1 protein-coding gene is annotated in these 13,792 nt (G+C 41.8%); it reads left to right on the forward strand.

The genetic code is table 11. From position 1 onward, the window contains the following. The first annotated feature begins 19 nt into the window (after nucleotides 1–19). The gene (locus NQU59_RS09400) at nucleotides 20–13,753 is read left to right on the forward strand and encodes a PLxRFG domain-containing protein (protein WP_257063224.1); all 13,734 of its coding nucleotides are present in this window, start codon (nucleotides 20–22) and stop codon (nucleotides 13,751–13,753) included. Nucleotides 13,754–13,792 lie beyond the last annotated feature (39 nt).

The raw sequence follows: 13,792 nt of genomic DNA on the forward strand, positions 1-13,792 counted from the left end.
ATACCAATAGGAGTGCATCATGTCAGAATCTACCCTAAAACCATTTACAGGTAAACTTGACGAAAATATTGATACAAATCAACAGCCAGCATTAAAACCATTTACTGGTGCACTTGATGGTGAAAAAAAAGGTGTAATGGGACACTTAAAAGATACTGGCTTATCTGCTTTAAAAGGTGCGGTTGCTGTGCCTGAATTGGCTGTTGGTATCATGGATGTCATGTCTGATGGTGCTACCGGTAAAACACTTGAAAATAAAGATGGTGCTATTGGCTTCCGACCTAAAGAAGCTAAACAAGCTCTAGGTGATTTACATACAGACCAATATAAAGCCCAACAACAAGAATTTGCTGATGCTGGTAAAGATGGAAATTGGGTAGATAAAGTCGTTGATAAAACAAAAGTTGCCTTAACAAACCCATCATTAATTGCTAATACCGTAGTTGAATCTGTACCTTCAATGTTAGCTGGTGGCGTATTAGGTCGTGCTTTAGGTATAGCTAACCCTATTGTTGCTGGTGCTGTTGGTGAAGGTGCAGTTATGGCAGGTAGCCAAGCTGAACAAATTCGCCAAGAAACTGTAGATGGACGCTTAACAGCAGACCAGTCTTTAGCAGGAGTAACAACAGGTGTACTTGGTGGTTTAATTGGTTTTGCTGGTGGTCGTCTTGCCCAGAAAATGGGTATTGGTGATGTTGATACCATGCTTGTAACAGGGCGTGCTGGTCCAGCTGAAATCGCTGGTGAGATTGCATCAATGCCTGCGAAGTCTTTACCTCGTCGTGTAATTGAAGGTGCAATTTCAGAAGGCTTTTTAGAAGAATTACCTCAATCAGTTTCAGAACAAGTCATACAAAATTTAGCCCTAGATAAGCCTTGGCATGATGGCATTGAAGATGCAGCAGTCATGGGTACTTTGGCTGGTATGGCAATGGGTGGTGCTGCCAATATCTTATCTGGCCATAACACAGGTACAGAATCCCAAGATAACCAACAACAATCAGGTTCACCTAATTTACCATCAGCACCATCACAATCAGGCTCAAGTTCAGATAGTGCATTGACTGGTGAATATATCCCACGTGAAAATGTGCCACAGGGTGATAATCAAGGTCGCACAGCTTTTGTTTATGATCAACCATCAATGGATGCTGATAATTTATTAAACAATAATGGCTTTGATTATGGCAGTGCAGCAACTGGTAATCCAGTCAGCCCAGATACACCACCAGCACCGAATGGTAATTATTTTGATGGTGATTATGGCAGTGAAGCAGCCTTTGATGATTTGTTGAATTCTGTACCACCAGCCAGCCAAACACCTTCACAGCAAATGGGGATTAATCCCAATGATGGGCCTATGTCATCTGCAGCAGCTTTGGCAGTGGATAGTGGGGCATCCCCGATAGCTCAATTGGGATATACGCCAGAGCAACAGACTCAAGAGCAAAGCAATACGCCGATTAGTGATGTTGTACCGAATGATTATCGCCAATTATTAGGAAACCATAATGAAGGACAATCCTTTAATACAAACTTTGAAGATGCAGCAATACAACAAGGAAATGCACAATCTGACAATGCAGGCGAATCAATTTCTCAACAGTATGACATCAATACAGCGGATGAAATGGCAGGAGAATTTGAGAAAAATGGAACAGAATCGGCACCTCAAACGAAAACTACTCAACCAATCTTAGGCCAAGACGGCAAAAACAAATGGTTTGGCAGTCAGGAAAAAGCACAAGCGTTCTTAGATAAGAAAAATATAGGTAATGATTATCAGGTAGTTCAGGATGGCAAGCGTTTTGAGATTCAACCTAATGTAGCTCAAGTACAAGATGGAAACCAATCACAACTCAAAGCTTTGGAACAACAATTTGAAGAAGCTAAAACCGTTCCTGAAAAGGCAAGGATTCGTAAAGAAATTAATGCACTTCAGCAAGGCGATAATCAACCAAGTGCAATAGAAAATACTATTTCAGCTTCTGAAAATAATATTTCTATGCCTAAAAATACTATTTTGGATGCTCAAAATAATATTGACAAAACCCAAACTAACAATGTTGCAGATCAACTTGCACAACTCGAACAACAGTTTTTAGATGCCAAATCTGTTCCACAAAAAGCAAAACTTAAAAAACAGATTGATCAGCTTAAGTCTCAGCAAACTGAAATGACTACAACACCATTTAGCTCTGAGCAAATTCAAAAACAATATGGTGATACAGCTGAAAGTGTAATGTCTGATATTGAAATTTTGGGTGATGATTTCACAATTGATTTGCGTGATGACAATAAAAAGACCAATGCATTAAATAATCCTAATTACAACGCTGTACAGAAAGCTGATGGTTCAGTAGAAATAGTAGGCATGAAGCATCCAAGTACAGGAGAGTGGGTAGGTAAAAAGCCTAATGCTATTAGTATTGATGAAAATGCACATCAGGCTGCAACAAGTTCACAAAATAATACCCCAGAACCGACTCAAGCCCAGATTGAAGCCGGTAATTATAAAAAAGGTCACATCAAGGTACATGGCCTTGATATTGCTGTTGAAAATCCACGCGGTTCAGAACGTCGCGGTACTGATCCAGATGGTAACGAATGGTCGCATAATATGAGCGACCATTACGGATATATCAAGCGTACTATTGGTGCTGATCAAGAGCATATTGATACCTATGTAGGTAAAAATCCTGAATCTGAAAATGTCTTCATTGTAGATCAGATTGATCAGGTCAGCGGTGGATTTGATGAGCATAAGGTGATGCTTGGTTTTGACAGCCAGGAGGAAGCCATTACTGCATATAAATCCAATTTTGACAAAGGTTGGAAGGTTGGTCCTGTTACTCAAATGTCTAAAGATCAATTTAAAGATTGGTTAAAAAATTCAGATACCTCTAAACCAGTGGCTGAAAGTGGAAAAAAAACAGAACCACAATACCCTGTCAATAAATGGCAAGAGGAAATGAACAAGGCTTTGGCCAAGGCAGATCCAGAGCATCCAAGTTTTAAAAAATTACAGGCCAATGCTAAACATGGTCTGAAATCTGTTTCTGATCGTGCTAGTGCTTTACGCCAGGCGCGTGAGATTGAGAAAAAGTTAGAAGCACCTAAAGCTGAGCCTAAAAATCCTAAAGCATCTACAAACACTATTTTCACCGAAGATGCAGCAGAAAAAGCACGTGCATTATTGCGTAAAAAATTAGGTCAATTGAATGCTGGTATTGACCCTGAAATTTTACAAGCTGGTATCACTCTTGCTGGTTATCACATTGAAAAAGGTGCTCGTAGTTTTGCAGCATATGCCAAAGCAATGACCGAAGATATGGGTGATTTGGTTAAGCCGTATTTGAAGTCTTGGTATATGGGTGTAAAGTTTGACCCACGTGCAGCTGACTTTGATGGCATGAGCACATCGGCAGAGGTCGAAAATTTTGATCTGAATGGAGATAATAATGAACAATCTGCAAGCAGCAATGCAAATACGCAAGGAACGTCAACAGTACGAGGAGGACGAGGACGTACTTCACAATCGAATGCTCCACAAGCAAATAATCCAAATGTGGAAACAGGAGTATCCACAGGAAGTGGAACGTCTAACCAGAATCAATCTACTGGACGATCTCGCATACGTGACACAGGAACGGATGTGGAGAACGATGGACGAGTATCTGGACGCGGGATGGAATCCAGCAGACGCAAGGATGCAAGCGGAACTGGACAACTATCAGTTGATCAACCCACAAGATTAGAATCGCCAGCAGCAGTAGCCAATACTGCGACTGATTTCTACATGGCTGACCCAGATATTATTTTCGGTGGTAGCCAGAAACAGCGTTTTGACAAGAATAAAAAAGCACTCGAGCTATTAGAAGAACTCAATGCAGAAGGCCGTCAAGCAACAGCAGAAGAACAAGTGGTGTTAGCAAGTTACACCGGTTGGGGTTCGTTTGGCCAAGACCTATTCCAAGGTACATGGAACACGCCAGTTTTTAAAGATGGCTGGAAAGATGAAAACCTTTGGCTGCGTGAAAAATTAGGTAAAGAGTCTTGGGAGTCAGCAAAGGATTCCGTTCTGAATGCTTTCTTCACCGATCCATACACCGTCCAAGCAATGTGGTCTATGGCTGAAAAGATGGGCTTTACTGGTGGGCGTGTTCTTGAACCGGCGGTAGGTACTGGTAACTTTATCAGTTTAATGCCGATGCACATTAAACAGCGTAGCCAGGTGACAGCGATTGACCTGGACATTACCACCGCTGCGATTGCAAAACAGTTATTCCCTGAAAGCAATGTGCAGAACATGCCATACCAGAAGTCTAAAACACCAGACAACTTTTATGACTTGGTGATTTCTAACGTGCCTTTCTCGAATGATGTGAAGATTGCAGACCGTCGTTATAACCAATTCAATCCAAACTTACACGATTACTACTTCCTAAAAATGCTAGACCAGGTGCGTCCAGGTGGTATCGTGATGGCGATTACTTCATCCGGTACGATGGACAAACAATCCGAAGTGATTCGTCGTGAGATGGGCAAGCAATCTGAACTGATTACATCGATCCGTTTACCTGCAGGTGCGTTTAAAGATTTTGCCGGCACTAATGTTGTAACCGATATTATTGTGCTGCGTAAACGTACTGAACCTTTGACCATGACACCGGATGCAGATTGGATCGGATTATCCGAAGTTAAAACGTCAACTAAACCAGTGAAGGTCAATAGCTTTTACGCCAATAACCTACGTAATGTTTTAGGGACCATTGATTATAAAGGCGGTGATCCACGTTTTGCCGGCATGACGGTACTTAGTAATGGTGAAGCCTGGCTGAAAAAGGAACTTAGCCAATTGTCTGATCTGGTGAGTGAAAACACATTATTGCCACGTCATAACGATGATTACCTGACTTACTATGCAAACAAGGCCGGTGAGCGCACCAACACATTAACCATGAGTAATGGCGAATTGATGTTTGTCTATGGCGACCAAATGGTTAAAGCTACCGATCTTTTTGAATACAAAATCAAGGATGCAAAGAAAACCGCACAGCGTCAGAAATCGATTGAGGATTTGGTTGCAATCCGTAAAGCCTACACCGATTTAACCGATGCAGAACGTATCGATCAAGACAATGTAGAGCAGCTGCGCAAAACTTTGAATAAACTTTACCTGGCATATACCAAAGAACATGGTCCATTGGCTGATTCGTTTGGTTTGCAATACTTCCGTAAACTAAGCGATGCGTATTACTACAGTCTAGCGGCTTTAGAGGTGAACGGTAAACCGGCTGAGATTTTAAAGAGAAGTGTTGTTCGTGGAGCCGCTGCTCTTGATAACCCAACAGTATCGGATGCCTTTGTGGTGGAACGGAATAAATCCGCTGCGCCTAGTCTGGCCAACATTGCAAAAATGGCTCAGGTATCAGAGGACCAGGCACGTGCTGAACTACTAGAAAAGGGTGCGGTATATGTATTGCCGAATGGCGATATTATGCCAAGCGATATGTACCTATCTGGAAATGTTCGCCAAAAATTAGAAGAAGCACAAAACGCAGTTGCAGAAGGCAATACTGACCTGCAGCGTAACGTCGATGCACTCAAAGAGATCATTCCAGAGGACATTCCATACTTCAACATTGAAGCCAAAATGGGTGCAACCTGGGTGCCATTGTCGGATTATGAAAAATACATTGCACACATGCTCGGTATGACCGATAGCAACGGCATTACTGTGACATTCCCATCAGGTAAGTGGAAGGTCAAACTTGATCCTATTGCAGCACGTCGTACCGAAGCCACGACCAACTATGGCTCTAAATACAAGTCATTCCAAACGGTGGTATCTGCTGCACTGTCTAACCAGAACATTACTGTGAAGTATAAAAATGCTGATGGTTCTGAAAGTGTGGATGTGCAAGCCACGGAAGAAGTGAACGAGAAAATTTCCAAGATTAAGGAGGATTTTGCAACCTGGTTATGGTCCGATCCTGAACGCCGTGTGCAACTGGAAAAAGAATATAACCATGCATTCAATGCTTGGGCGACACCTAAATATGATGGTTCGTTCATGTCGATGCAGGGTATGGCGTTAAGCCTGGGTAATGGTCCGTTTAACTTGCGTCAGCACCAACAGAATGCCATCTGGCGAGCGATTGTCAATCGTCGTTCCATTAATGCGCATGAAGTGGGTACCGGTAAAACCTTTACCATGGGTGGTATTGCACTTGAATCACGTCGCTATGGTATTGCTAAAAAGCCATTGATCTTAGCCCACAATGCCAACAGCGCAGCCGTAGCCAAAGAAATTCAGATGATGTATCCATCGGCGCGTGTACTGTTTATCAGTGAATTAGGTAAAGCAGTCCGTCAGATCCGTATGCGTCAAATTGCCAATGATGATTGGGATGTGGTGGTGATGCCACACTCGATGATTGATAAGCTCACTTTGTCTGAAGAAACCTTGATGGCTATGGCTGCTGATGATATTGCAGCACTAGAAGCAGAGCTTGAAGAAGCACTGGCCGAAGAAGGTGGCGCAACTTTAGATGAAGTCTTGGCGATGGATAGCGAAACCGTCAATAAAAAAATGGGCTTTAAAAACCCGACTGCCAAGCAGCTTGCAAAACAACGTCTGAAACTTTTGGAGGACATTCAAAAGCAAGCCATGGATTCAAGTAAAGCCGATGCGGTGAACTTTGAAGAACTTGGTGTAGACATGATCATGGTAGATGAGGTGCATGAGTTTAAAAAACCAAGCATTGCCACACGTATGAACATGAAAGGCTTAAACACCAGTAGCAATAAACGCTCAGTGAATTTGCAGTTGCTCACTCGTTATGTGCGCCGTATGAATAATGGCGGTAACGTGCATACCTTTACCGGTACACCGATCACCAACACCCTGACTGAAATCTACCATCAGATGCGTTATGTGATGGAAGAAGAAATGCAGAAACTTAATGTTGCTGCCTGGGATGGCTGGTTTGGTAGTTTTGCGACCGACATTACTGATATTGAATTGTCTGCAACCGGTGAATATCAATTGGTCACTCGTTTGGCCGGATTTGTAAACGTGCCAGAATTGCGCAAGATGATTGGTCAGTTTATGGATATTGTTTTTGCTAACGACATGCCAGAAATGCAGCCACGTAAAACCAAAACCGGCAAAGTATTGTCAGATGAAGGTTTAACTGAAGCAGAAAAAGCCGAGTTGCTAAATGGCCGTACCGAAGGTGCCAAAGATCGTCCGTATAAAAAAGTGATTAACGTCACCACGGAAATGTCACCAAAACAGGAACAAACACTGGCTGAGATTCAGTCCCTGGCGAAAGAGTGGGAACGGGCAAGCGGCAAAGAAAAACGTAAGTGGATGCGTGATGGCGACCCACGTGCACCGCTATCGATTAGCACCGCCGCGAAAAAGGCCAGCTATGATGCGCGTATTGGCGATCCTGAGTATGTAGGCAAAGAAGGACAGACCGAAGATTTTGAAATGTCAAAAGCATCTCAAGTGGTTAAAAACGTGATGGAGGTATATCACTCACACCCACTTGCAAGCCAGGTCATTTTTGCAGATACCGGTTATAACACTACAACCGAACGTAGCACCGGCCAGAAAGATGACAAAGGTAAAACGATTCGTGAGCGAGTTAAAGTCTTTTCACCGATCAAGGATATTGTAGAACGCCTGGTTCAATCGGGTATCCCACGTGAACAAATTGCCATTGTCGATGGTTCAGTCAAAGCCGAAGCACGTAAAGCGATTGCCGACAAGGTGAATACTGGTGAGATCCGTGTGGTGATTGGCTTAACTCAAACACTGGGCGTAGGCGTAAATATGCAGCGTAATCTACGTGCAATGCATCACTTGGATGCACCGTGGATGCCGGGTGAACTTGAACAGCGTAATGGTCGCGGTTTACGCCAGGGCAACCAATGGAACACGGTACTTGAGTATCGTTACATCACCGATAAGTTAGACGGTAAATCATGGCAAGTCTTGGCCATTAAGGACCGTTTTATCAATGCCTTTATGAAAGCCGATGGTAACGTTCGTTCGATTGAAGGTGATGCTGCTGCGGATAACGGTGAAGATAATGCAGGGGATATTATGTCCTCATTCTCAGAAGCCTCCGGCGACCCACGTGTACTGCAACGGATCAAGATGAAAGAAAAACTTGAGAAGCTGCAACGAAAAGAGCGTTTGCATACACAGGGTATAGCGGATATGAAGCGTACCATTGGCAACACGCAACGTCGCATTGCTCGTTTTGATGAGCAAATTGCCGAGTATGAAAACAATGCTGTTTTGGATCGTATTCAAAAACTAATGCAGTCACAGTCTGAAAACTTCTCCGCAGAGGTGGACGGCAAGAAATACGACAAACACAAGGAAGCATCGGACGCGATTCAACAATTCATTGCCGACCATGTGCGTACTGGCTCATCACGAATCACATTAGGAAAGTATGGCAATGTCACTATGTCGGTTGAATGGGATAGCCTGCAACCACAAGCAACATTATCGATGAAGATTGGGCCGATTGAATTTAAGGGTAATACCTTACGTGGCATCGAGGGTAAGTTACGTGGTGTTAGCCAAGATATTCAAGCTATTGAAGATGCCAAAGCATCGGCGCAACAGACCATTGATAGCCTGTCAAAAGCAGTCGAGCAGCCATTTGGACAATCTGATCAATTGGCACGTACTCAAAAGCAGCTTGAAAATATTGAGCAAGACTTGGAAAGCAACCCGGTAGCACCGCCGATCTGGTTACGCCGTGGTACGCCAATTGATTCAGAAGTGTATTACAAAGGCAAACTGTTTGTCGTTTCTGGTCATCGTTATACGAATGACGGCTGGTTTGTGTCGGCAGAAGATGCCAAAGGCAGTCTTGATATTCCATACATGGAAGCAACAGACAGTGTAGGTATGCCGATTTACGAGGAACGTGAATTTGAAGCGCCAAATATTAATGACAAAACAAAGGCAGACAATGATGTAAAAAATGAAATTAATGACTATAGCCGTGACAAATTAAAACCTGATAACGAGCGTAGAGGTATTTCACCGCTGGATACTACCTTTAATGCTTTATCAGTTGTCAGTGCTACTCGACGAGTCCTTTCTGTTCTTCAACATCTCAAACTGTCCGCTACACAAGATTCGTCGATTAGTGGTCGAATTACTGTTGGAAGTGCTGGAATTAAGGGGGGATTTGATGTTCAAGTTATTTCTAGCTTTGATGGACTTCCTACGGAAATACAAAAAGATGCCACATACCAAGATGATAAAGGTAATACCCAAAACTATGATGTTAGTGCTGTTTGGCATAAGGGTACACTCTATGTAGTTGCTGATCAGGTATATGGAGATAATGAAAAACAGATTACTACATTTGATGCTTATGAGGAAATGTTAGCGCATGAAATCATTGGCCACTTTGGTGTACAACAGATATTTGGCCAAGAATATAAAACCAAGTTGCAACAACTCTATAATGCTTTAGGTGAGCTTGAAGGCATCCGCAAAATCGCCAGTAAAAATGGTGTAAATATGGCACAGTTTGAAAGTGCATATATTGAACCATACACTCAAGGTGTTAAAGATGAAATTTATACCGAATCAGATGAACAACAAGCCTTGGTTGGAGAATTATTTGCTTTTGTTGCACAAAATGCTAAGTCACGTCCTTTTGTACGTCAAAAGCTAAAAGAAGTTATTGGATATATTCGTCAGTGGTTCCGTGATCGTGGCTTTGATAAATTCCTTTCACGTTACAATGATGCCGATTTGATGATGTTTTTGTTAGAAGCTCGTAAGGCTGTAGTTGATCGAAGCTATTTTGGTAAATATAAAAATCAAGAATTTTCATCTAAGAACAATTCTGATACTCCACTTTATAGCCGTCGCACTAAAAGTAATTCAGGTTCTACAACTCAACAAGTACGAGACGTGTTGATTGATCGTTTTGGTAAAGAGACCATTGATGAGCTTGAACGACAAGGTAAGCTTGAGATTATTCAGGATTATCAGGTTGAAGGTGTTGAGGGCTTCTATTACAACGGTAAAGCGGTACTCGTTGCATCGAATCTGACTGCTGAAAGCACAGTGCCAACATTCTTACATGAGTTGGGTGGTCATGCTGGTTTTCAGAATATGATGAACCAGAAACAATATAATGAATTGATGAATCAATTTAATAAATTGGTTGAGCAGGGTAATCCTGTTGCTTTAGCTGCAAAGATGCTTGCAGAACGTGAACAAGGCTCTGAACGTCAGCAGCTTGAATATTTACCATATTTATTAACCCTTTCATCTACTATGCAACAACGTAATGTGATTCAACGGAATGCACTGCAAAAGTTGATTAACAATATTGTTTCGTATGTAAAAGCATGGGTATTTGATAATTTTGGAATCAATCTTAATTTGAATCCTGATGATATGCTTGCATTATCAGAGCGTATGATTGGGCAAATTAAACATCAATCATCATTGGATTTAATTCGTCAAAAATATCATGGTACAAATCAATGGATGACAGCACCAAACGGTGCAAAGACACATCTTTCAGAACAACAATGGTTACAAGTCCGCACACCAGAATTTAAGAAATGGTTTGGTGATTGGGAAAATGATGCAGCAAATGCTTCACAGGTATTAGATGAAAATGGAGAACCTAAAGTTGTATATCATGGTACAGCATCTGAGTTTAATGAATTTAAACAAGGCCATGGCATATTAGGTGATGGTATTTACTTAACTGATAGTTTTGATACAGCAGATGTATACGCCAATATCCGTGGGGAAAATGGCTTTGTACTTCCATTATTTGTAAACATTCGGAATGCGTTCAAAACTACAGGTAATGTTTCACGTGATGAAGTTGTAGAAGCGACAACTTCTGGGAAATATCAGGGAATTGTTCATCAGTTTGAAAATCAAGAATATATTGTTGCGTTAGAGCCTAATCAAGTAAAAATGGCTGAGGGGAATAAAGGCACATTTAATAGTGAAAGTTCAGATATTAGATTTAGCCGTTCAGCAAAAGACATTATTGATAATCTGAGTAAAAGCCTAGGTAATATTTCCATTTCATCGGTTAAGGATAAAACAGATGATAAAAAGATTGATTGGTTAGGTATTGGATTGTCTGCTTTAGGTCGTCGTCAGCTTACTGAAATCTATGCAAAGTTATTGCCACAACTGAACAAATACAATGAGTTGGCTGCTCAAATGGATGCCGATAAGAACGATGCTGGTGCAGAAGCTGATAACATTGTGCGTGAGTGGGCAAATTTAAACGATGAGGAAGCATTAGCTGATGTAATGCATGATTCGACTTTAGCGAAAATTGACCCTACAAAGCCTTATGTCAGTGGAGATAGCATTTCAAAATATAAGCAATTGCGTGATGCCTATAACTCACTATCACCAGAAGCTCAGGCAATGTATTTAAAAGCACGTGATGCTTATAAAAAGCACTATGCAGAAGTACATAAAGCAATTAAAGAGCGCATCTTGCGTTCTGAATTATCCAATCAGAAAAAAGCTGATTTACTTAAACAGATGGATGATAACTTCTTCGGTTATGTCAAAGGAGTATATTTCCCATTGGCTCGTTTTGGTAAATATGTAGTGGTGATGCGTAATCAAAATGGTGAAGTTGAGAGCGTTAGCCGTGCTGAAACGATGGGAGAAGCACGGGCATTACGTTCTGAATTGATGAAGAAATACCCAGACTTTATAGTTAAAAAACCGAAATTAGATAAGGAATACAACAAATCCAGAGATGCTGTTGGTCGTGGATTTATGTCTAATCTTTTTGATGAAGTGGGCAATCTGGGCATGGATGAAGAAGCACAAGCCGAATTTAAAGATACGCTAGGTCAGCTCTATTTATCATCTTTACCTGACTTATCTTGGGCGAAACATGGCATTCATCGTAAGGGTACAGCAGGGTTTAGCCAAAATGCGCGTCGTGCCTTTGCTCAGAATATGTTTAGTGGTGCAAACTATCTTGCTAAGTTGCGCTATGGCGATCAACTAGCACAGCAACTTGATGAGATGCAAAAGTACGCCGATGAAAAGGAAAAGCAGGATAGCTCCTATGATCAACCAACAGCTCAAAGTGTCATTGAAGAAATGAACAAACGTCATGACAATTTAATGAATCCAAAGTCATCACCCTTATCAAGTGCATTAACCAGTCTGGGCTTTATTTACTATCTAGGACTATCACCAGCAGCAGCGATGGTCAACTTATCGCAGACAGCATTGGTTGCATATCCGATCATGGGTGCAAAATGGGGTTTTGACAAAGCAGCTAATGAGTTACTGAAAGCATCCAATGATTTTAGGAAGGGTGTAGAGTTTCATAAAGTGAAGTGGGAAGGCTCAAAGACTGACCTTTACAAAACAATTAGCTCGGATATTTCTAAATTTCTAAATAAAGATGAAAAACAGGCTTATGAAGATGCTGTGGCGCGTGGCGTGATTGATGTCACTCAGGCACATGATTTAGCAGGAATTGCACAGGGTGAAGATAGTGGTGTGATGTGGAAGACACGCCCGATTATGCGTGCAGCGAGTGTCATGTTCCATAGTGCTGAAAGATTTAACCGTGAAGTTACTTTTATTGCAGCATATCGTCTAGCGCGTCAATCAGGTGAAAATCACGATTCAGCATTTGATCAAGCTGTAGATGCGACCTACAAAGGACACTTTGATTACAGTTCTGGCAACCGTCCACGTATCATGCAAGGCAACGTTGCCAAGGTTCTTTTACTGTTTAAACAGTTTGGTCAAAACATGCTTTACACATTGGCTCGTCAGACCTATCAGTCCATTAAAGGTGAAACGGAAGCTGAACGAAAAGAAGCTCGTAAATCACTTAGGGCTATTTTGGCAATGCACGCAACTTTTGCTGGTGCGCTTGGGTTGCCTATGGTTGGAATGTTGTTGTCGGTTGCATCTTGGATGGGTGGGGATGACGATGACCCTTGGGATGCTGAAGTTGCATTACGGAACTATCTTGCTGAAGCATTTGGACCAACGATTTCAAATATGCTAATGAAAGGTGCGCCACGCGGTATTGGTGTGGATATTTCTGGTCGCGTTGGTATTAATAATTTACTGTTACCAGATGTACAAGAAGGGTTAGAAGGGAAAAAGTGGTGGGATTCAGCATCAGCAGCAGCTTTAGGTCCTATTGGCGGGATTGGGGCAAATATCGCAAAAGGTGCACAGGAAATTTCAGAAGGGCATAATCTACGTGGAGTGGAAAGTATGCTGCCAGTGTTTCTTAAAAACTTTGCTAAAACCTATCGTTATGCTGATGAGGGTGTCCAAGACAAAACTGGTGTATCTATCATGGATGAAGTTAGTTCAATGGATTTACTTGTCCAAGGTATGGGGTTCTCACCATCTGATGTTCGTACAGCCAGTGAAGGCAAAACAGCAATTTATCAGCTTAACCGAAAGCTTAATGAGCGTCGTAGTCGTTTAATGGCTTTATGGTCACGAGCGAAAATGATGGATGACCAACAAGAGATGGATGAAATTTGGGAAGAAATTCAAGGTTTCAATGACAAAAATCCATCACGTCGTATAACTAGAATGAACCTTAATCAAAGTTATCGTAATCGCCAACGTCGCATAGATCGTGCGGAAGATGGCATATATTTGTCACGGAATCGTCAAGATGCACGTGAAGCTGGTTACTTTGCTTTTGGTGAATAACCCCCTGTAAGGTTCGCTAAATAACCACCTTTAAATAAA

The organism is Acinetobacter colistiniresistens (assembly GCF_024582815.1).
Lineage (GTDB): Bacteria > Pseudomonadota > Gammaproteobacteria > Pseudomonadales > Moraxellaceae > Acinetobacter.

What these genes read in the sequence shown, in the direction of transcription:
- NQU59_RS09400 (WP_257063224.1), top strand. Translation starts at nt 20, where the DNA reads ATGTCAGAATCTACCCTAAAACCATTTACAGGTAAACTTGACGAAAAT.